This is a genomic window from Winogradskyella sp. (assembly GCF_028282165.1).
In the GTDB taxonomy this organism is placed as follows: domain Bacteria; phylum Bacteroidota; class Bacteroidia; order Flavobacteriales; family Flavobacteriaceae; genus Winogradskyella.
This window is the reverse complement of the sequence record NZ_JANQIM010000010.1, coordinates 72,074-93,647: the sequence shown is the minus strand read 5'-3', so window position 1 is coordinate 93,647 and position 21,574 is coordinate 72,074. Positions and strand designations below refer to the sequence as shown.

General features: G+C 35.9%; 18 protein-coding genes. 3 read left to right on the top strand and 15 right to left on the bottom strand.

Going from position 1 to position 21,574, the window contains the following annotated elements; translation table 11 throughout:
• Positions 1-169: 169 nt before the first annotated feature.
• The 6 genes from Q0972_RS04795 to Q0972_RS04770 all read right to left on the bottom strand — a co-directional run bounded on the left by Q0972_RS04795 (position 170) and on the right by Q0972_RS04770 (position 6,166).
• A complete protein-coding gene (locus Q0972_RS04795) occupies positions 170-1,540 on the bottom strand; it encodes an MATE family efflux transporter (RefSeq protein WP_299363298.1) in 1,371 nt (456 codons plus the stop codon).
• Between the two features lie 146 nt (positions 1,541-1,686).
• Complete coding sequence (locus Q0972_RS04790) at positions 1,687-2,100, bottom strand: hypothetical protein (RefSeq protein ID WP_299363296.1); 414 nt, start codon at positions 2,098-2,100, stop codon at positions 1,687-1,689.
• The gene (locus Q0972_RS04785) at positions 2,069-2,713 is read right to left on the bottom strand and encodes a SatD family protein (RefSeq protein WP_299363291.1); all 645 of its coding nucleotides are present in this window, start codon (positions 2,711-2,713) and stop codon (positions 2,069-2,071) included. The genes Q0972_RS04790 and Q0972_RS04785 overlap by 32 nt, the downstream gene beginning before the upstream one ends.
• Before the next feature lie 211 nt (positions 2,714-2,924).
• Positions 2,925-3,866 (bottom strand): nitronate monooxygenase, encoded by a 942-nt coding sequence (locus Q0972_RS04780; protein WP_299363289.1) that lies wholly within the window; start codon positions 3,864-3,866, stop codon positions 2,925-2,927.
• A gap of 207 nt (positions 3,867-4,073) precedes the next feature.
• Positions 4,074-5,261 (bottom strand): tRNA 2-thiouridine(34) synthase MnmA, encoded by a 1,188-nt coding sequence (mnmA, locus tag Q0972_RS04775; RefSeq protein WP_299363287.1) that lies wholly within the window; start codon positions 5,259-5,261, stop codon positions 4,074-4,076.
• A 194-nt stretch (positions 5,262-5,455) separates the two neighbouring features.
• Positions 5,456-6,166, bottom strand: coding sequence for a toxin-antitoxin system YwqK family antitoxin (locus Q0972_RS04770; protein ID WP_299363285.1), 711 nt, complete (start codon positions 6,164-6,166; stop codon positions 5,456-5,458).
• 68 nt (positions 6,167-6,234) lie between these two features.
• Here Q0972_RS04770 and Q0972_RS04765 point away from each other — a divergent pair, with 68 nt between their 5' ends.
• A complete protein-coding gene (locus tag Q0972_RS04765; RefSeq protein ID WP_299363283.1) occupies positions 6,235-7,617 on the top strand; it encodes a fasciclin domain-containing protein in 1,383 nt (460 codons plus the stop codon).
• 116 nt (positions 7,618-7,733) lie between these two features.
• Here Q0972_RS04765 and Q0972_RS04760 read toward each other — a convergent pair whose 3' ends face one another.
• From Q0972_RS04760 to Q0972_RS04750, 3 genes are all read right to left on the bottom strand, one after another.
• Positions 7,734-8,414, bottom strand: coding sequence for a hypothetical protein (locus Q0972_RS04760; RefSeq protein WP_299363280.1), 681 nt, complete (start codon positions 8,412-8,414; stop codon positions 7,734-7,736).
• Between the two features lie 93 nt (positions 8,415-8,507).
• Entirely contained in the window at positions 8,508-10,427 is a 1,920-nt protein-coding gene (gene yidC / locus Q0972_RS04755; protein WP_299363278.1) for a membrane protein insertase YidC, read from the bottom strand.
• Between the two features lie 87 nt (positions 10,428-10,514).
• Positions 10,515-12,131 (bottom strand): CTP synthase, encoded by a 1,617-nt coding sequence (locus tag Q0972_RS04750; protein ID WP_299363277.1) that lies wholly within the window; start codon positions 12,129-12,131, stop codon positions 10,515-10,517.
• Positions 12,132-12,479: 348 nt separating this feature from the next.
• Between Q0972_RS04750 and Q0972_RS04745 the strand changes: the two genes are divergently transcribed.
• On the top strand, positions 12,480-13,421 hold the full coding sequence (locus Q0972_RS04745) for a methyltransferase domain-containing protein (RefSeq protein WP_299363274.1): 942 nt from the start codon (positions 12,480-12,482) through the stop codon (positions 13,419-13,421).
• A gap of 174 nt (positions 13,422-13,595) precedes the next feature.
• Positions 13,596-14,978, top strand: a complete 1,383-nt coding sequence (locus Q0972_RS04740) for a TlpA disulfide reductase family protein (RefSeq protein WP_299363271.1) — start codon at positions 13,596-13,598, stop codon at positions 14,976-14,978.
• A gap of 118 nt (positions 14,979-15,096) precedes the next feature.
• On the opposite strand, the gene Q0972_RS04735 is transcribed toward Q0972_RS04740, so the two are convergent.
• From Q0972_RS04735 to bshC, 6 genes are all read right to left on the bottom strand, one after another.
• Complete coding sequence (locus Q0972_RS04735; RefSeq protein ID WP_299363268.1) at positions 15,097-15,327, bottom strand: DUF3820 family protein; 231 nt, start codon at positions 15,325-15,327, stop codon at positions 15,097-15,099.
• Between the two features lie 4 nt (positions 15,328-15,331).
• A complete protein-coding gene (locus Q0972_RS04730; RefSeq protein WP_299363266.1) occupies positions 15,332-15,877 on the bottom strand; it encodes a DUF922 domain-containing protein in 546 nt (181 codons plus the stop codon).
• The gene (locus Q0972_RS04725) at positions 15,878-16,279 is read right to left on the bottom strand and encodes an OsmC family protein (RefSeq protein ID WP_299363263.1); all 402 of its coding nucleotides are present in this window, start codon (positions 16,277-16,279) and stop codon (positions 15,878-15,880) included.
• Position 16,280: 1 nt separating this feature from the next.
• On the bottom strand, positions 16,281-18,185 hold the full coding sequence (locus tag Q0972_RS04720; RefSeq protein WP_299363260.1) for a LysM peptidoglycan-binding domain-containing protein: 1,905 nt from the start codon (positions 18,183-18,185) through the stop codon (positions 16,281-16,283).
• Between the two features lie 58 nt (positions 18,186-18,243).
• Positions 18,244-19,779 (bottom strand): glutamine-hydrolyzing GMP synthase, encoded by a 1,536-nt coding sequence (gene guaA / locus Q0972_RS04715; RefSeq protein WP_299363258.1) that lies wholly within the window; start codon positions 19,777-19,779, stop codon positions 18,244-18,246.
• A 196-nt stretch (positions 19,780-19,975) separates the two neighbouring features.
• The gene (bshC, locus tag Q0972_RS04710; RefSeq protein ID WP_299363255.1) at positions 19,976-21,571 is read right to left on the bottom strand and encodes a bacillithiol biosynthesis cysteine-adding enzyme BshC; all 1,596 of its coding nucleotides are present in this window, start codon (positions 21,569-21,571) and stop codon (positions 19,976-19,978) included.
• Between the last annotated feature and the right edge of the window lie 3 nt (positions 21,572-21,574).

Sequence of the window (21,574 nt, the reverse complement as noted above, 5' to 3'; positions counted from 1 at the left end):
AATTGAAAAGACTTCTCGATAGTTCTGCTGGGGGTTGGTCACTGAGCCGTTCGACTGAACTTCCTCTGGCTAAGTGTGACACATACAGGGTAAACTACAATCGAAGTGAGTCGTTACCCTAATAATGATAGCACGTAAAAGACCTTTCGACTGCGCTCAAGGTGACACTTTACTTAGCTATCAACTTTTTCGTCAAATAATTAAACCGTACATACAACAAACTTGCTGCAGTAGTCAATCCTGCTATTAAGCCAAACCATATCCCTAAACTACCATAAGCGGCTTCCTTTCCTAGAAAATAACTTATCGGAAAACCAACAACCCAATACGAAATAAACGTAATCAACGTCGGAATCCTGACATCCTGCAAACCACGTAAAGCTCCAAGTGCGATAACTTGAAAACTATCACTAATCTGAAATACAGCAGCTGCTAGCAATAAGGTCGCTGCAATCTTAACTACCTCAGCCGTATCCATGACATTAGCTGGATTGTCTAGATCAACATACAAATCTGGTAGTGCTTTATGAAATACTACAAATAGTAAAGCAAATAGAACGGCAAACATAAAACCTATCAAAAATATGGATTCGGCGATGCGTTTTAGGTTGATGTAGTCTTTCAATCCTTTTTGGTTACCAACACGTACCATAGCTGCGACACTCAATCCCATTGCTACCATAAAGGTCATAGATGACAAGTTTAAGGCAATCTGATTGGCTGCCTGTACATTTTTTCCCAAAAGGCCGCTAAGCCAAACAGCGGCTGTAAAAACGGCGATCTCAAAAAACATTTGCATAGCACTTGGCAATCCTAGATTAGTTATTCTTTTCAAAGGTTTTTTGCTTAGTTCGAAGAATTTAATGTTGGTAACATAGGCTTTGGATTTGTTTCGTTGTGCCAATAACCACCAAAGAAAAAACAACATCACAAAGCGTGATACTAAGGTCCCAACTGCAGCGCCAACAATACCCATTTGGGGAAAACCAAACTTTCCAAAAATCAGCACATAGTTGATGGCTACATTTAGAATATTGGCAACGATTGTTGCAAACATAGGATACTTTGTAAGTGATAAGCCATCACTAAACTGCTTGAATGCCTGAAACATAATTAATGGCACTAAAGAAAAAGCTACTAAATCTAAATAGGGAACTGCCAATACAACTACTTCTTCTGGCTGATCCATAACATACATTAAAGGTTTTGCCAGTAATGTGATTAAGAACAAAAGTATACCCCATACAGAACACAAAAAAAAGCCATGTTTAAATACGGATTTCCCTTGGGGAAAATTCTGCTCAGAATCGGCTTCAGCAACTAATGGTGTAATGGCTGTTGAAAATCCAATACCCAAAGACATGGCAATAAAAACAAAGCTATTTCCCAGAGATACCGCAGCCAGTTCTGCAGAACCTAATTGCCCAACCATGACATTGTCTATAAAGCTCACAAAGGTATGCCCAAGCATGCCTAGCATCACTGGCGAAGCTAGTTTTAGGTTGTATTGAAATTCTTTTATATAGTGACGCAAAACCATGCCGCGAAGGTAATGGTTTTGTGATTAGGGTTTTAATTTATTCTTGAATGTATGATTGATCGTTGTGCTTACGAACTAAACTTAAAATTTCACACTTGTTCAGTAGCTATAGGCTTATATATGGATTATGTTTTCGAGATCAAACATCATTGTGGTATTATGGTTAAGATATGTTTTAAAATGAATGCTATCACTAAAGTGGCTGTGAAGTTAAGCATTGTACCGGCAAGAAAAAATCCAGCGTTGTCATTTATTTGTTTTTGCCTAGCTAAACTTTTTGCAGCAAAAATTAAAGCAAGTCCTGTTATTTCCCCTGCTAATACAAAACTTAAAATTATAATATTCTCGCATTTGCCGATTATATAGCCATCTTTAATTATTTTCTTATCATTTTCGTCAATATCCCCATCGCCATCAACATCAATTTTCCTTTTCCCTTCGAGTACTATCTTTTTTACTAGTAAGTTGGTGATAAAAAATGTGATAAAATACCCAATTATTATAATCAACCCTTTAACCAAAGTATTGTTAGTCTTTATGAATGTAATTATTGATTCCATTTAGTATTGATATTAGATTAGTTTCAGCCTCGTTGACTAGTTTTAGCTTTGAGGTTTTTATGATTTTTGAAATATACTGTTGAGTTACTCCCAATTTAAGAGCTAATTCTTTCTGTTTAATTTCTAATCCTGCATTTTTGTAAACTTCCCATTCTATTTTGCTCCAACCATCTCGGATTGATAAAATTAAGTTTAAAATTGTATTAATAGCAATTGTTTTTAATTCATCCTTAAGATCTGCTAAAAAAAATGACGATTTTTTTTTCAGTTCTTTAAGCTGATTTTCGCTTTTCCATAGCGCCGGACCTTCTAATGTTAAAAAGTTTTTCTTGTCCAATCCATAAGCGACCTTATCCTCAATCAAAACCACTCTTGATTTATGATGACCTTGATATTCTTGAATAGCCAATACAATCTTAGTTGCTGAATCAACGTTATCACAAATTCCTCCAAAGCTGTCCCCAGCATATATTGTAAGAGGGATTTTCAACGATGAGCTAAATTCCTGGTTAATCTTGTTAATCATTTGATGAAAATGATTCCATTCCTTTGGATCAAATTTTTTCCTTGATTTAATAACATCGCCAATAATAACTAACTCTACACTATCCATACAACAAATATAGTTGAATTTTAATTAACAACCAAATTAGTTGTTTTACGGATTACAACTATATTTGTTGTTAATGGATAGGTTGACAAATAACGCTTAAACAAAATCTGGTTCTATACTTAGCATAAATTAACATCCAATAATGATATAACTTATGCCCTAGTAGCTTTTAAACCCCAGAAAATCAATATATAGAACTACGTAGTTTTATCTAAAGTGAAGTAATACTCTTTTTAGCTTCCTCAAACTCAGCGACCATATCTTGTACAATCTCGGCTACGGGTTTGATATCGTGAATTAAGCCTGAGATTTGACCAATTTCGAGCTCTCCATCCTCTAAATCGCCTTCAAACATACCTCGTTTGGCTCTGGCCCTGCCTAATAAAGTTTTCAACTCTTCAACAGATGGGCCTGTTTTATAAAGCTCCTGTACTTCGCTATAAAACTTATTTTTAATCAAACGTACTGGCGCCAATTCCTTTAAGGTCAATTGAGTGTCTCCTTCTTTGGCATCCACTACCACTTGTTTAAAATCCTGATGTGCTGAGGATTCCTCACTGGCTACAAATCGACTACCTACCTGTACACCATCGGCTCCAAGGATCATACAAGCCAACATCGCTCTACCAGTAGCGATACCTCCCGCAGCTATTAATGGTATCTCTAATTGTTCTTTCACCATCGGAATCAACGTTAAGGTTGTCGTTTCATCGCGTCCGTTATGACCTCCTGCTTCAAAACCTTCAGCTACAACCGCATCGACACCTGCGGCTTGGGCTTTTAGTGCAAATTTGACGCTACTTACCACATGGACTACCGTAATCCCTTTGTCTTGCAACCATGAGGTCCAGGTTTTAGGATTTCCAGCCGACGTGAAGACAATTTTCACCCCTTCGGCAACAATGATATCCATAATCTCTTCAATATTGGGATAGAGCATTGGCACATTAACACCAAAGGGCTTATCGGTCGCGGCTGTACATTTCTGGATGTGCTCCCGCAGAACCTCAGGGTACATAGAACCTGCGCCTATTAATCCTAAAATACCTGAATTACTGGCTGCAGACGCTAAACGCCAACCACTATTCCAGATCATTCCTGCTTGGACAATGGGATACTTGATGTTAAAGAGTGAGGTGATTCTGTTAATCATGATTTTATGTTAATTGCCATAAAATTCGTCAATTCGAGTGAATTTAGCGAATGTTAATGGGATAATTTTAACTATGTCACTTCGAGTGGCAAGCGATAGCTTGTTGCATCGAGAGGTTTTACCAGTTATAAAAGTTATAGATACATTCCGACAGCAAGCGTCGGGACACTCAAACTAACATTCTAACATTATGAGATCATTAGTGATCTATGAGATAACACCAGAGCCTAATAATTCGTCGTTGACGTACCAAGCTACAAATTGGCCTTCGGTAATGGCAGATTGCTTGTTTTTAAATTCAACGTAAAGTCCAGAATTGACTTTATGAAGTGTTGCTTTTTCCAATGGTTGTCTATAACGAATTCTTGCCATCACTTCCATAGTCTCATCTTCCTTTAAAGCTAAGTCTTCGCGTACCCAATGCAATTCACTATTAGAAACAAATAAGACATTGCGTAACAAACCTGGATGATTTTTACCTTGCCCTGTATAGATAACATTCTCTTCAACGTCAGTTTCAATGACAAATAGTGGTTCTTTGGTACCACCAACAGCCAATCCTTTACGTTGACCCTTAGTGAAGTAATGTGCACCTTGATGCTGACCTACCACTTTTCCATCGGAAATTGTGTATTCAGGTTTCTTTGCTAAAAATGCCAATTCACTTTCTTTTGTATTAAACTCTGGCTGACTTTGATTATAAACATCTAAAGACTCATCAACCTCAACAATAACACCTTCTTTGGGTTTGAGTTGTTGTTGCAAAAATTCTGGTAGTCGTACCTTACCTATAAAACAAAGGCCTTGGGAATCTTTCTTCTCGGCTGTGATTAAATCTTGAGCTTTAGCAATTTTCCGTACTTCTGGCTTGGTAAGTTCTCCTATGGGAAACAGGGCTTTAGCCAGTTGTGCTTGGGACAACTGACATAAAAAGTAGGATTGATCTTTGTTATTATCTACCCCTGCCAATAGTTGATGGATGTGTTGCCCATCTTTTTCTATGGTTGCTTTACGACAATAATGCCCTGTAGCTACATAATCTGCGCCTAGTTCCATGGCAATATCCATAAAGACATCGAACTTTATCTCACGATTGCATAACACATCTGGATTTGGTGTCCGGCCTTTTTCGTATTCATTGAACATATAATCCACAATACGTTCTTTGTACTGTACGCTTAAGTCGACAGTTTGAAACGGAATACCCAACTTATCCGCCACCAACATGGCATCATTACTATCTTCTAGCCAAGGGCATTCATCTGAAATGGTCACGGAATCATCGTGCCAGTTTTTCATAAACAAGCCTATAACCTCGTAACCCTGCTCTTTTAAGAGATAGGCTGCGACACTAGAGTCTACACCTCCCGAAAGTCCTACAATAACGCGTTTCATGTTCATTGACTTAAATAAATCCACTCTTTTTCTCGATACATTTCAATCCCGATAGCTATCGGGACAGCCAAAATACTCGAAATGACGAGTTAATAAAGCTATTTGTCTGTAAAGCAAGGGCAAAATTACAAAATAAAAAAGGCAATACCATTGTGATTGCCATATGTAAAAACTATTGATTCAATAGCTCAAATCTATTCGTATTTTTTGATAACTTTTTGATTGGTATGGTCTATTTCCTTGGAGATTTTACCATTCTTGTAGTATTTCCAGATACCTACTTTTTTATTTCCACCATAATGACCTTCAGAGGTTACATTACCACCAGCATCATAATTAGCGGTTTTACCATTTAGCTTTCCGTCTTCATAGGTGGACTCTCGCAATAATAAATCATCTTCTGCATACCATTTAGATATACCATCTAGTTCACCGTCTTTGTAAAATGATTTCTCGGCAATATTTCCATTTTTATAATACACAATACGTTCGCCTTCGAGCTTGCCCTCTTCATTATAATATTCCGTAATCATTTTTTTAGGGGAATCCTTATGGTAATACACCCATTCCCCAACGTAGCGCTTACCGTTCATTTTACCCTTACTAATGATTTTCTTTTTAGAGGTATAAAATGTTACTTCGGCTATACTGTCCCTTTCGTTAAACACTTTTGTGGCACTCAACACACTTTTTCCCTTAGATAAGGTATAATAGTTAAAGGTATCTATTTCCTTACCATGCTTAAAAGTACCTTCATAGCGCTTTTGATCGGTCTGAAAGTAGTTTTTTGTCCACAAACCGTGACGTTTACCGTCTTTATCGTACTGATTAACCGATTTTTGAGCATAGCCAAGTGTTAAAATTATTGTAAAAATAAATGTGTGATAAACTTTTTGTTTAATCATTTCGTACTTTTGATTAGACAAACTGAAATGTTTGTAGCAATGTTGAACAATTTTAAAAACTCAAAAAAATGAAAATTATTTCAAAAACTCTTAAACTATTGACAGTATTTCTATTGGTTTTAGGTGTTGCTGGATGTAGTGACGACGACGATGGTAACGATCAAAATCCAAATGCGTGTGCAGCAGACGCTGGAACTCTTACAGCAGATGAAGATTCCGTTTCACTCTTAAGTGGAAGCGCTTCGATCAGTGCTACTGCTAATGGAGACATTGTAGTTCCCGCTAATTACGATGTAACTTATGTTTTAACATCAGGCACTAACTTAGTGATTGAGCAAGCTGGCGCTAATCCAAGTTTTAATGTGACAGAATCAGGTTTATATACCATACATACTTTGGTAGCAGAAACCTCTGATAATACTGATCCAAATTTCTTAGATCTTAGTGTTATTAATTTTGGTACTACTACTGGTGGCGATGTACTTGATATTGTTACCACCAATAACTTATGTGCCTCGCTAGATGTTGCTGGTGCACCTATTAATGTACTGTTTACGGTTGTGGAGTTGGCTTTGGATAGTGGCTTATCTTCCCTAGCAGCTGCTCTTACTGCAACCGATTTAGTATCTGTGCTTCAAGGAGATGGTCCATTTACCGTATTTGCTCCTGACAATGACGCCTTTGCGACTTTATTAGCCGACACTGGATTAGATTTAGATAATTTGTCCACAGAAGAAGAAACTTTAGTTACCAATATTCTTTTAAACCATGTTATTAGTGGTTCGGATATTTCATCAACAGATTTGGTTAGTGCAGGGGCTGGATATGAGTTAACAGGTGCAGTTAATGCCGATGGTGATAATTTGAATATTTATTTCAATACTTCTAACGGTGTTGTTCTTAACGGACAATCGACAGTAGACAATCCAGACAACACGGCAGATAATGGTATTGTGCACATTGTGGATACTGTTATAGCCTTACCAACAGTTGTGACATTTGCCACTGCAGACCCAAATTTTGATAATTTAGAAGCATCTTTAGCAGAGGCGGATGGCAGTGCTGCTGATCCAATGTATATACCTACTCTAATGGGAGACGGTCCTTTTACAGTTTTTGCACCAGATAATGATGCTTTTGTAGCTTTACTAAACAGTAACATGGCCTGGAATTCACCTGCAGATATTGATGATGATTTATTGAACAGTGTTTTAGCTCACCATGTAGCTAATGGTAATATAAGAGCTGAAGATTTAAATGATGGTGACATGGCACCAACGCTAGAAGGTGATATGATTACAATCAATTTACCTGGTAACGATGGAAATCCTGCTAAAATTACCGATGGTGCTGGAAATACAGATATAGATATTACAGTTGTAAATGTTCAAGCCAATAATGGTGTAATACATGTTATTGAAAGCGTGTTAATTCCAGATACAACAAATTAAAGAGAAAAGTGGAGGCTGATTACCTCATTTTTATATTGATTGATTTAGTTAGTAGAAAACCCAGACAAATGTCTGGGTTTTTTTTATAGAACTAGTAGACAGACTTATATTAACTATTACCAAAATTTCCAAAATGGCTTGGGATCTTTTTTTCCGTTTTTATCTTTTATTTCAGGATTATTTCTCATTATCTTAAATATTCTGTCATAGTTGTAATCAATTCCATCTATAGTTTTTCTCCAATTTATATCCAAAACTTCTATTCTACTATTGAGAGAACCATTCCATTTGACATTAAAGCCATTATGCTTTAAAATATCAACTATTTCTTGAGCCACTTGCTTTGCAAGTTCATCCTCTCCATTGTAACTGTCATATCCTAAAAACAGCATTTTTTCTTCCCCAAGAACTCTTTCAAGATCTTGAGTATGATAGTAGCAATAGCCTTTTGCATTTATTCCTATCGCCTTAAGTTCATCTATCATTTCTAAGCAATCATTTTCGGCATCTTGCCTTGTATATCCTGCTTTATGCAGCGAAACAATACCTTTCTCATTCAACTGATCAAAAGCATCCTTCAGCCTTTCAAAGTCAGTTGGTTTTTCCCAATACTGACTTTGGTCTTCATGCTTTGCAAGTCGCGATTCTATCTCATCCTTCAACCAATTTTTATCAAAATTTTCTATATCATAAAACATATCGACTATGTTTTCAAATAATTCGTTACTATCATAAAATCCGAAACTTATGTCTTTTCGTAACTGCTCTACAACTTCGGCTTTTATATTCTCCTTCATTTCTTAATCTTTCTTTAGTTTATATCATTATTTATTAAAAATAAAAAAGCCTAGGTATTTACCAAGGCTTTCACTATAACACCGCAAGGAAATTTATTTTTTCTTTCGTTTTTGTTGTATCTGTTTTTGTTGCTCAGCTTGCTCCATCATCTCTGCCATTTTCTTCTGGAATCTACTTTGCTTTTTAGGCTTGCTCTTACTCACTTCAATCTTTGCCAATACTTTATCTTCATCAATGATGTAATTCTTAATCACTAGCATAATACCTATACTGATTAGATTAGAGATAAAGTAGTACAAACTTAATCCCGATGCGTAATTATTAAAGAACACCAACATTAACAATGGCGAGAAATAAATCATATACTTCATCATCTTGCTCATATCTGGCATTCCTTCTTGTGGTGGTCCTTGCATCGCGGTTTGTTGGCCTGTGGTCATTTTCATATAGAAGAAAATCGCTATAGCTGCCAAAATTGGGAATAAAGCCATATGGTTTCCATAGAATGTTGAAATGATCGGAATATGAGTATCCCATTCTAATATAGAATCATAAGAACTTAAATCGTCTACCCAGAGGAAGCTTTTTTGTCTTAAATCAAAAGCCGTTGGGAAAAACATAAATAAGGCATAAAAGACCGGAATCTGCATCAGTCCAGGTAAGCAACCACTTAGTGGACTTGCGCCAGCCTTGCTCTGTAATGCCATGGTTTCTTGTTGTGCCTTTAACTTATTGTCTTTGTACTTGGCTCTAATAGCATCTAACTCTGGTTTTAATATCCTTAATTTGGCTTGTGATAAAAACTGTTTGTATTGTACAAAAGACAACATCAGTTTTACTAAAACCGTCATAACAATAATAGCTATACCATAAGGCAACATGCTACTCAACCATGCAAATAATGGAATAAAAAGTGCCTTATTAATCCAACCAAAAATGCCCCAACCAAAAGGAATACTTTCCTCGAGATCTCTATCGTAAGTTTTTAGAACTTTAGCATCTGTTGGTCCATAATACAATCCCATATTTTTATTTAACTCCCCACCACTAAAGGCCAAAGGTATTTTAGATGTGTACAGCTTAGTGAAGAGGGAATCTATTTCTTCGTCTTCAACTAAATTTTGTGAAGTCATATCTACCTTACTAAATGGAGCATCATTAGCTACCAAAATAGAGCTAAAGAAATGTTGTCTGTAGGATAACCACTCTACATCTTCAACTGTTTCTTCATCATCGCCCATTTGAGACAGTTTCTCAACACGGTCTTTATCGTGCATATAGGTGAGCCGTGTGTAACGATTCTCGTAGCTTATACTCTTGGCATGTCGCATTCCTTTTTGTCTCCAATCTAAAGTAATGGGTTGCGATGTATTGAATATACCATTTAAGCCTTGGGACTTAATTGAAAAATCAATCATATAATCACTAGGCCTTAATTCGTATCTATATTCTAAAAATTCTGTCTCGGAGAATTTAAGCTTCATCGATACAATTGTATTTTCCCCGCTTTTTGTCACACTTGGTTGAAAGGGAAAGTCTTGGGTATTGTGCGTACGATTATCTGAGGTACTAAATGTAATATTGAAATTACTATTTAAGTCCTTCACCATGTATATCGGTAGCGAATCATGATCGACGAATTTCTTCAACTTAACTTCTGCCAGTTGACCGCCGTTTCGCTTAAACTTCAGTTGAAAAATTTCGGTCTCTACTGTTGTCATTTCTTCTCCTGGCAAAGTGAGTGCGTATGACAGCGAGCCTAATCTACTTTGTGCTTTAGCAAGCTGTGTAGAATCTAAAACTTTAGCACTGCTATAATCTTGTGCAGTAGTAACTACGGCTTCATTTTGCTTACTAGCTTTTTGCTCGGCTTCAACTTGCTCTTGTTCGGCTTGCTTTTGTGCTTCAATCTCTTCTGGTGTAGGTGTATTTTGATACATCATGTACACCAGGATTCCGAATATTAGAATGAATCCTATGATTGAATTGATATCGAGTTTCTTTTCTTCCATAATATGTTCCGAAAATACGGATATATAATTAATGATTTAGATCGCTCAAAAAGTCGTCCAAAATTCATTTAACGCCAAAGTGGCATATTATTTCTTTTTCTTGTATTTTAATGCTGCTGCCACAAATGCTACAAATAATGGATGCGGATTTGCCACAGTACTTTTATATTCGGGATGATATTGTACGCCTACAAACCAATTGTGTTCTGGAATTTCAATAATTTCTACTAGTCCGGTTTCTGGATTCAGACCAGTGGCTTTCATACCTGCAGTTTCTATTTGTGCTTTAAAATCATTATTAAATTCATAACGGTGCCTATGGCGCTCTTGAATACTGCTTTTTTTGTAAACCTTGAATGCAATACTATCTTTAACAATATCACAAGTCCAAGCGCCCAAACGCATAGTACCACCTTTATTCACCACATTTTTTTGGGACTCCATTAAATCTATAACTGGATGCTCTGTGCTCTCATCCATCTCCGTAGAATTTGCATCACTGAGATTTAGGACATTTCTGGCATATTCTATGACTGCCATTTGCATCCCCAAACAAATTCCCAAAAATGGAATATTGCTTTCCCTAACAAATCTTACTGCATCGATTTTCCCTTCTACGCCGCGCTCGCCAAAACCTGGTGCTACTAAGATTCCATCTAAATGCCCTAATTTAAACTCTATATTATCTTCATTGAGGTATTCTGAATGAATAGCTTCTACTTTAACCTTAACTTCATTTTCTGCACCTGCATGAATAAAAGCTTCTAAAATGGATTTATAAGAATCCTGAAGCTCAACATACTTACCGATTAAACCTATAGTGACTTCGCTTTTTGGGTTTTTGTGACGCTTCAAAAATTCGTTCCAACGTTCTAAATCTGGTTGACCACTTTCAAGATTCAGCTTTTCTAAAACTACTTTATCCAGACCTTCATCTAGCATAAAATTTGGCACATCATAAATTGTAGATGCATCAATCGATTGGATAACTGCTTCTTTTTTTACGTTACAAAAGCGCGCGAGTTTCTCTTTTAGACTGTTATTTAATTGATGTTCGGTCCTGCAAACCAGTACGTCGGCATGTACCCCACTTTCCATTAAGGTTTTTACACTGTGCTGAGTAGGTTTTGTTTTTAACTCACCAGCAGCGGATAAATAAGGAATCAATGTTAAGTGAATCACTAAGGCATTGTAATCGCCAAGTTCCCATTGTAATTGACGTACTGCTTCTATATATGGTAATGATTCAATATCACCAACTGTTCCACCGATTTCTGTAATGATTATATCGTAATCGCCCGAATTACCAAGAATTTGAATTCTATGCTTTATTTCGTCTGTAATATGGGGAATAACCTGAACCGTTTTTCCTAAAAATTCACCACGTCGTTCCTTATCGATAACGCTTTGGTAAATTCTTCCTGTAGTGACGTTATTAGCCTGTGAAGTAGGCACATTTAAAAATCGTTCGTAGTGCCCTAAGTCTAAATCTGTTTCTGCACCATCATCGGTAACATAGCATTCGCCATGTTCGTATGGATTTAGGGTACCAGGATCTATATTGATATAAGGGTCTAATTTCTGAATGGTTGTCCTGTAACCTTGAGCCTGTAAGAGTTTGGCTAGAGATGCGGCTATAATGCCCTTTCCCAGAGAGGAAGACACACCGCCTGTTACAAAAATATACTTAGGGTTTGTGGTCATGTTACGCTATTAAACGCAGGCAAATTTACAAAATTAAACGAGTATTCTACGTTTTGTTCATATAATTTGATAAGCCATCTCAATCTCTCTCAATAACTAGTATTAGTACTATAACATACTCTTTATCATGACAATTAAAAAGATATATTTGGTGTTTGAACGAATAATTCTTAAAAATAAATGATTCTATTGTTATATTGGTGTCCCTATGAAACTAAAGCCACTTTTTGCTGGTTCAATTTTATCAATTTTTGAAGCACATAATTTTCAACCTGCTTATGAGTATAGTATCGTAAATAGCTCGTTGTTAATATTGGTTTATGAAAATTATGGAAAAGAATTGCTACCATGAATAAAGAGACGGCTATTCCTTTAGCGAAAAATATTTTAATGCGGTTTTTGAGAATAAAAAAACCGTACAAATCTGGCGGAAGTACAACAAGAAGTAGATACTGCTACTCGGTATGGATGCGGCACTTAAATCATTGGAATCAACATAGAATAGGTGTTCCGGAAATTGTGGCCGAGCTTGGCCCCGGTAAGTCTTTAGGTATCGGATTCTGTGCTTTACTTAGTGGCAGTCGACAACTCCATACGCTGGATGTGATTGAATATTGGGATGCGCAGAGAAACTTGGATAATTTTAACGAACTGGTTAATTTGTTCAAAAGTCGAGCTAATATTCCAAATCAAGATGAGTTTCCAAAAGTTATTCCTGCATTAGACCATTATGGGTTTCCCAGAAAACTATTGAACGATGATGTTTTAGAATTGTCCTTAAATGAAGAGCGCCTTAACGCGATTAGATCCGAAATTTTAGATCTTAAAAATCCGAATAATAAATATATAAAATGTCATGTGCCTTGGTACGATTCTAAAATTATCAATAATGCATCGGTAGACTTTATTTATTCGCAGTCTGTATTGCAATACATTGATGATTTGGACGGCACTTTTGTTGCCATGAAAAACTGGTTAAAACCTAATGGATTAATGTCGCATAGCATCGATTTGTCTTCTATAGGGATTACCAAGAATTGGAATAGCCACTGGACATTCAGTGATTTAGAGTGGAAGCTTATGAAAGTTGGGAGAGACTTCATTATTACAAGACGACCTTTTTCTGCATACATCAACCAGCACAAAACATACGATTTTAAGATTTTAGAACAAAAATTCGTAATGCGAGAAAGCAAATTACAAAACGGTCAACTTGCTAGTACCTTTAAACATCTATCGGATTCGGATATAAAAACAAGTGACGCTTATATTCTATCTGAAAATGGGTAAACCGTACAGATGAAATACCTAACTTTTTGAATTAGTATAAATTTTCTGATAACTTCTTTAGCCACTTATTTATGTCGTAAAAAATGAACTCATTTCATAACAGGCTAGCTTGATTAAAACCCACACATACAATAAAAAGCCTTAACTAAGGTTAATAAGTTAAACTATAGAATTATGAATATTATTGCTCGACAGGTTTTTACTCTTGCAGCATTAATGTTGTTTGCAAGTTGCACAACTAATAAAACTAGGATAACGCTAAATATAGTTGATAATAAATACGAATTAGAATCACAAGACATCTTTTTACTCAATCAATATGGGGATTCGTTACAAATAGATAATATAAAATCACCTGATGAATATAAAATTGAAGCTCTGCATCTAGCAACAGGATATTACACTTTAGCTTTAAAAGAAAAGCAAATCAACTTGTACTTAACACCTAGCACAGATATTCATATTAGCTTAGGTACTGATAACATTAAGATCACGGGTAAAGGTTCGGAGCCAAATAATTTCTTAAAAAGAAAATATTCTGCTGAATTTGACTGGTATTCTAATTATTACATAACCAAACAGACAGGCGACAAAATTATCTATTTCCGTGATAGTTACATTAATAAATTGAAACAAGAACTAGAACAAATCACTTCAAATCCACAATTTGTGCAAGCCGAACAAAAAGAATTGGATTATAAATACTTCAATCAGTTATTAATAGATAAGATAATGCTCGAAACTAATCCAGCTACTGATGATGCAATTATGAAAGACCTGGAAAAGGCGATGTCCATCAATATAGATGATTCTAATGAATTGAACAGTAGCAAGAACTTTGTATCCGTTATTGCAAGAATATTAGTTGCACTAAACCGAGTTGATAGTTTAAGTAACTATTATCAAAATATTGACCATCCAAATTTTAAAACATATTTTCTTAAAAGCTTGGTAAGTGCACTTCATAAAGAATTGCAATTTGGCGAAGACAACTTCAGGAAATCCAAAACTATTGAGGCTTTTATAAACAAACAACAACCTTCGGACAGTATCGGTCACCACATTTTTAACCTTTACGATAAATTTCACGAAGCAGAAGGAGATTTAGCAAGTTTTTCTTATGAAAATGTCAACGGAGAAATTGTTTCATTAGAAAGTCTTCGAGGAAAATATGTTTATATAGATTTTTGGGCAACTTGGTGCATTAATTGCATAAAGGAATTTCCCTCTCTTAAAAAGCTTGAAAACCAATTTGAAGACAAAGCGATAGAGTTCATCGGAATTAGCGTAGATAAGTTAGAAGCAAAAGAAAAATGGAAGAAAATGGTTAATCAAAAGAAATTAAAAAATATTCAATTATTAGCTCCCTTCCAAGGACACCCCGACAAAGATGCTATAGACGATGATTTTATGAAACTCCTTTACATAAACACTTATCATTTAGGAATACCGCATTATGCGTTGATTGATCCTAATGGTAAAATTGTTGATGCGTTCTTTTGTCGACCTTCTAACCCAAAGACTGAAAAATATCTTTCCGAATTAGTTTTGAATTAGCTATAAAACAGAATAAAAACTTCAAAACAATAAGGGTGATTAATTAAGAATTGTATGAAGCAAAATAACGGCTATAACTTCATTGTGTTTTGACACTCCACTAAAACAAAAACAAAATTCAACCCTTCCTAAAATCCCGCTTAATCGTCTGGATCATATCACCTAATCCATTGATCTTAATATCGTACATCTGTAGCATCATTCTACCCAGCTTCCCTTCTGGGAAACCTTTCTGCTTAAACCAAGCGTAGTAATACTCTGGGATATCGACTAGGTATTCGCCTTTGTATTTACCAAAAGGCATTTTGTAATGTGCCAGTTCAATTAATGCTTCTTTGCTACCCTCCAATGTATTACGACTTATATTTTTCGAGCTTTTTGAGTTCTTCCTTTACATAGTTATCCCAATACTTTTGGGCTTCAACATTTATGGAATGCTTGGTTTGGTCGTCGTAAGTTTTTTGGGTTTTAGTCAACGCGTCATTAATTGCTTCATGGATCTGGTTCATTTGTGTTTTAATGTTTTGGTTAACCACCAAACGGTCTAAATGCTGCCTAAACTTGCGTGCATAAAGCTCGGTAATATCAAAATGTAACTGCTCGTGCGCTAAGATGTAATCATTGGCTTTATTTTTTAAGTACCAAGATTTATTTGGATAAAAATGCGCTTCAACGGAAGTTGTGAAACCAATAATTTTACGCCCAGATGTTTTTACGGAGTAACCAAAAGTAATACCCGAAGCAGTTAGTGCGACGGCATCAGAATTAGGGTTTGGCTCGCCTCTGAAATCTTCCCAAGTGAGTTTATCCTGTTCGCGCCATGCCATAGTTTCTTCTTCATTGGAAATCGTTCCAACAAAAAGAAAGGCTAGACCAAATATGATATGTTTTAATTGCATTTATAGCCAGTTGAACGTAATATCCTTCTCAATATCTGGATGTAAACTGTAATGCACAGGACAGGTATTGGCTGTACGTTCTAAAATAGCCTTGATTTTATTATCGGTTTTGAACGGAAAATTTAGTACAACCTTAATTTTGGATATGCGTCTTGGATTGCTTGCCATAGTCTTTGTTACCTCGGCTGTTGTACCAGACATATCAACATCCATATCCCTTGCTTTAATTCCCATAACCGTGAGCATACAGCTCGCCAATCCTGTAGCAACAGTATCTGTAGGTGAAAACGCTCCTCCCTTACCATTATTGTCTGTTGGTGCATCAGTTATAAAAGCATTTCCCGATTTTATGTGCACACTTTCTGTTCTGAGGTTTCCTATATAAGTAACTTTTGAGGTCATATTAATCAGCTTCTACAATTCTTAGATTATCGTATTTTACAATATAAACGGCCTCGTTCTTATAACCACCAATCAAAGATTTATTGTACCTAAACTTATTTTCAATATACTCTGTTTCTAGAATATCAGAAGAGGCTTCATATAAATTATCTTCAGTTGCTAATCTTAGTAGAATATCCAAAGTAATATCAAAACCGCGAGCCACATATTTACTTGGTGAAACGCCGTATGCTCTTCTATAGGTCTCAACAAAATTACGGTGTTTGGTTTCATCAAAATCCTTTTTAGCCGATGGATAATGGAACTTAAGGTTTGACAAGTTATTATTATCAATATCCTTACCCTCAAATGCCTTGTTTTTATCTAAGGTGACCAGAGCAATTTCGATGTCATCGATAACTAGTCCATTGAGCATACTAATGACACTAGAGGCAAAAGGTTTGCTATTGGTCTCGAGGAATACGATGGTCTTTCCAGGTGGAAAAACATTCTCTAAATCAACCGGATAAATAAAATGTGCATCCTTACCTGTTTTCTTATCTGGCCTAGAAAATATAAGCTTAGCATCAGGAAATTTGGACTTTAACTTTTCTGCAATTGAACGATTGGCCCTATCTGCAATTACTACTACCTTAGATTTTAAACTATCCTTTTTCACAAAATCAATCATGGCGCTTTCCAATAGCTTATCATCTGGAATCGTCTGAAATACATTTTCGTAAACTTCCTTTGGTTTGTTCAGGGCTGCGATTACAGGAACTCTATCGCGTCGCAATGCCACTGCTACTCTATCAAAGCTCTTTTCTTCCATTGGACCTATAACTGCATCATAGTCCGAAAAATCATTCTCTGATAACAGTTCTCGCGTCCGTGATGCTCTGTAGCGTGTATCTAAGACTTTTAAATCTGTAGAAATCCCTAATTGTTTGGCTGAGTCCAATGCCATTCTTACACCGATATGAAAATCTAAAACAATGGATAATAATCTATTGTTTTTTATCATGGCTTTTGTCTCTTCAACTGAATCTGTATCGATTTTGTTTAAGCGATAAGGCATCAATAAGGCTAATTTCTTAGTTCTAAAATTGCTTAGTTTAGATGCTAACCTAGTGGTCTCTACACTAGAAACATTAGAGGCTGTACTAATTGTATCTGGTATTTTTAAAACCATACCTGCCTTTAATCCACCTTCTTTTAATTCTGGATTTAGATTTTCTAATTCTTCTTGAGTTAAACCTGTTTTTATTTTTAATCTGTAAAACCCTTCTTTTGGCAATACTTCGTAATAACTGTAAAGTGAATCGACCTTTTTTTCTGCCTCATCTTCAATATTGGGCACGTTAAGCTCATCTCCTGGTTGAATAATCGGTTTCATATTTGGATTGAGCGCTTCTAACTCAGTCACCGTAATTCCGAATTTATAGGCAATACGCCATTTTCCTTCTTTGGGCTGTACGGTGTATTTCTTAATCGTATTCTTTAAGGTTTGTTTAGAAACAAATGTTTTAAACCTTGGTATTTTAATTCTGTCTCCTTTTTTTAGATTTTCGGAGTATAAAAATCGATTGGCTTTCTTAATATCTTCTTCAGATACACCATATTTTTGGGATAGTCCGTAAAGGGTTTCTTTGCGTTTGACTTTATGTTTTTTATAACCTATGAGTTCTCTAGATTCTTCCTCAATAGGTTCATTTTTAATTTTTGAATTAGGGATAATCAAAACCGTATTGGTTTGAAAATTTGATTTGGCATCTGGATTTAATGCAAAAATATCGAAAGGGGTCACCAAATATTTCTTAGCAATACTCTCGATGGTTTCACCATCAGTTACGGTATGTTTTGTGTAGTTTTGGGCACCAAGATTAATGGCAAAGCCTATTAATATGATCGTTAAAAATTTCTTCATGTATCTAATTTTCGCTAATTAAAGCTTTGGAAACAAAATCAGCTACTAAGTCACTTCTTTATTCCCATTCTATTGTTGCTGGTGGTTTAGAGCTAATATCATAAACCACTCTATTAACACCTTTTACTTTATTTATAATTTCATTAGAGGTCTTTTGCAAAAACTCATATGGTAAATTTACCCAATCTGCTGTCATACCATCTGTGCTTTCTACTGCTCTTAGGGCCACACATTTTTCATAGGTGCGCTCATCTCCCATAACACCAACACTATTTACCGGCAATAACATAGCACCTGCTTGCCACACTTTATCGTATAGATTCCAAGAGCGTAAGTTATTAATGAAAATCGCATCTACCTCTTGTAATATACGTACTTTCTCACGGGTTAGATCTCCTAAGATCCGTATCGCCAGTCCTGGACCAGGAAAAGGATGACGACCTAACAGGTGCGAATCCATATTCATAGAAGCACCAACACGTCTCACTTCATCCTTAAACAAGGATTTTAATGGTTCCACTACTTTTAGTTTCATAAAGTCTGGCAACCCACCGACATTGTGATGACTCTTAATCGTAGCACTTGGTCCTCCTGTAGCCGATACACTTTCAATAACATCTGGATATATTGTACCTTGCGCCAACCACTTTACATCTTGTATACGATGTGCTTCATCATCAAAAACCTCAATGAACACACGACCTATTATTTTTCTTTTCTTCTCTGGGTCGCTCTCTCCTGCTAAGGCATCCAAAAAGCGTGCCGAAGCATCTACACCTTTAACGTTTAATCCCATGCCTTCGTATTGATGCAATACATCTTCGAACTCATTTTTTCTCAGCAATCCGTTATTAACGAAGATACAATAGAGGTTTTTTCCAATAGCTTTATGTAATAACATAGCGGCTACCGAAGAATCTACACCTCCCGACAATCCCAATACTACTCTATCATTTCCGAGCTTTTCCTTTAACTCTTCAACGGTTTCTTCTACAAAAGCACTTGGTGTCCAATCCTGTTCAATCTTACCAATTTTCACCAGAAAATTATGTAATAATTGATGCCCATCTGTTGTATGATAGACCTCTGGGTGGAACTGAATGGCATACGTATCTTCGCCTTCAATTTTGTATGCTGCATTTTCAACATCTTCCGTGCTGGCCAATAAAATACCACCATCTGGCAGTTGTTTTATCGTATCGCTATGACTCATCCAAACCTGACTCCCTTCATGGATATTTTCAAAAAAATCCTCATCAGTTTTTATAAACCCTAAATGGGCACGACCATATTCGCGTGTATTGGATTCTGCCACTTCGCCACCTGAAAAATGCGCCAAGTATTGCGCACCATAGCAAACTGCAAGCATGGGTTTTTTACCTCTAAACCCTGAGAGATCTGGATGCAGTACATCTTCTCCTCTTACTGAATTTGGACTACCTGATAAAATAACGGCTCTAAAGCTTTCAGGCTCTGATGGAATCTTATTAAATGGATGAATCTCGCAATAAATATTTAACTCTCTTACACGCCTAGCGATTAGCTGTGTATATTGCGATCCGAAATCTAAAATTAGGACTTTGTTATGTTGCATGTGCAAAAATAACAATTGCTTTCAGATTCGAGATTTGCACTTTAGTATTTTTTAGGTATTTTTTTAACAATTGTGGACTTCAAATTATTCTAAAACCCTATTGCGGATAAAGTTTCTTTTAAAGTTTAAAAAACATATGTGTTGCAATACCTCAATTTAAATTTCAGTGATTTTTTCTAAAGCTTATTTTAACACTCTAGATAGTTAATATTGAGAACTGGCCGCTTAACGGTTTTAAGGCTTGCATTAATTCTGATATCAGCTCATCCCCAAATTGCAGATAAAGTTCAGAAAAGTTAGTGTTACGTTCTTGCAAGCTTTGGTTAGGAAACAACTGATCTTGCAAATCGGTACAGCGTTGTATTTGATCTTTTAATGTTCGCCTTTGTGCTTTGAGCAATCGTTTTTCGAGATATTTTAAACCTTTTAGTTGTTTTGCTTCTTGGGCTTTTACCGCTCCCAAAAACGATTTATCTGTTTGTGCTGCAAGGCTATGTAAATCTTCGAACTGTTGTTCTAAATGCTTTATTTGGTCAGAAAAATCAATATCAATATTGGAGATTTTACGTACTTTTTTATTAATAAAGGTATTTCTATCTAAGAATAAATCTTTGTCTGAAATACCCAATCTTTCAAGTTTTTCAGCTTGTTTTTTTGTTTTTACTAAGGCAGAATTTCTAAGCAATAACATAGGAAATGTAACGCCTTGAGCTTCGAAATTAGATTTCAATTGCAACCAATATATCATCTCTCCTCCGCCACCAATATAACACAGGTTTGGTAAGATGACTTCTTGATACAACGGTCGCATGATCACATTTGGTGAAAAACGTTCGGGATATTCTTGAAGATGTTTTATCAGGTCCTCTTCAGTCCAAGATAAATCAGTATTTAAAACCTTAAACTTGTTATCTTCAGAAACAATGCGCTCTCTTAAGCCTTTATTGATATAAAACAAATTTATCTCCCTTGGGTTCACTTGAATTTTCAGTCCTAACGCTTCTAATGCTTCATTTGTGTTTGAAACGTGCTTGAACGCCACTTGTTCAAGAAGCTCTTTTTCCATATGAGGGATAAACAAACGCTTTAATTCCCTATCGTCTGCATCTAGAATAACCAAACCATATTTACCAAATAATTCGTTTGCCAAATAACGTGTGGCATCCGCCAAATTATTATGACTAAGGTAGGCTTCTTTAAACCAAGTCTTTAATTGATGAGCAGAATTACCCGAACCAAATTCAGCCGAAATCACCTCAAATACCTCATCTAAACCATCAGTATTAAAATGACCCACAGCTCCCGTTTGCACAGAATGCCACTGGATTTTCTTCCCTTTAAAATTAAAATAATTGATTTCTTCAAAGTCGTGATCTTCAGAAGCCATCCAGTAGATAGGCACAAAATTGTACTCAGGATACGCTTCCTTTAACTCCTTTGTTAAATTAATAGTGGAAACAATCTTATAAAGAAAATACAAGGGTCCCGTAAACAAATTAAGCTGGTGACCCGTAGTGATGGTAAAGGTATTTTCTAAAGCTAAATTTTCAATATTCTCATTAGTAAGCTCAGAAGTCTTAAGGTTAGTGTATTGATTTTTTATGACTTGCGCAATGAGATTTCTCGCTTCGCTTCGAAATGACAATGATTTTTCCTCAATCTGAGCTTTAAAACCCTCTAATCTTGGAAAGCGATTATATAGCCCTTTCAATGTAGGTTTTTCATCTAAATAATCACAAATAAAATCAGAAAAATAATTGGTTGCTCTAAAAGGAATACAGTCAGTCGGCATATT

Excerpts from the sequence above, each read along its gene's own strand:
- Q0972_RS04760 (WP_299363280.1), bottom strand. The coding sequence starts at position 8,414 with ATGAAGGAGAATATAAAAGCCGAAGTTGTAGAGCAGTTACGAAAAGAC.
- Q0972_RS04790 (WP_299363296.1), bottom strand. The coding sequence starts at position 2,100 with ATGGAATCAATAATTACATTCATAAAGACTAACAATACTTTGGTTAAA.
- Q0972_RS04765 (WP_299363283.1), top strand. The coding sequence starts at position 6,235 with ATGAAAATTATTTCAAAAACTCTTAAACTATTGACAGTATTTCTATTG.
- yidC (WP_299363278.1), bottom strand. The coding sequence starts at position 10,427 with ATGGAAGAAAAGAAACTCGATATCAATTCAATCATAGGATTCATTCTA.
- Q0972_RS04780 (WP_299363289.1), bottom strand. The coding sequence starts at position 3,866 with ATGATTAACAGAATCACCTCACTCTTTAACATCAAGTATCCCATTGTC.
- Q0972_RS04725 (WP_299363263.1), bottom strand. The coding sequence starts at position 16,279 with ATGACCTCAAAAGTTACTTATATAGGAAACCTCAGAACAGAAAGTGTG.
- Q0972_RS04795 (WP_299363298.1), bottom strand. The coding sequence starts at position 1,540 with ATGGTTTTGCGTCACTATATAAAAGAATTTCAATACAACCTAAAACTA.
- Q0972_RS04745 (WP_299363274.1), top strand. The coding sequence starts at position 12,480 with ATGAATAAAGAGACGGCTATTCCTTTAGCGAAAAATATTTTAATGCGG.
- Q0972_RS04750 (WP_299363277.1), bottom strand. The coding sequence starts at position 12,131 with ATGACCACAAACCCTAAGTATATTTTTGTAACAGGCGGTGTGTCTTCC.
- bshC (WP_299363255.1), bottom strand. The coding sequence starts at position 21,571 with ATGCCGACTGACTGTATTCCTTTTAGAGCAACCAATTATTTTTCTGAT.
- Q0972_RS04730 (WP_299363266.1), bottom strand. The coding sequence starts at position 15,877 with ATGCAATTAAAACATATCATATTTGGTCTAGCCTTTCTTTTTGTTGGA.
- guaA (WP_299363258.1), bottom strand. The coding sequence starts at position 19,779 with ATGCAACATAACAAAGTCCTAATTTTAGATTTCGGATCGCAATATACA.
- Q0972_RS04785 (WP_299363291.1), bottom strand. The coding sequence starts at position 2,713 with ATGGATAGTGTAGAGTTAGTTATTATTGGCGATGTTATTAAATCAAGG.
- Q0972_RS04770 (WP_299363285.1), bottom strand. The coding sequence starts at position 6,166 with ATGATTAAACAAAAAGTTTATCACACATTTATTTTTACAATAATTTTA.
- mnmA (WP_299363287.1), bottom strand. The coding sequence starts at position 5,261 with ATGAAACGCGTTATTGTAGGACTTTCGGGAGGTGTAGACTCTAGTGTC.
- Q0972_RS04720 (WP_299363260.1), bottom strand. The coding sequence starts at position 18,185 with ATGAAGAAATTTTTAACGATCATATTAATAGGCTTTGCCATTAATCTT.
- Q0972_RS04740 (WP_299363271.1), top strand. The coding sequence starts at position 13,596 with ATGAATATTATTGCTCGACAGGTTTTTACTCTTGCAGCATTAATGTTG.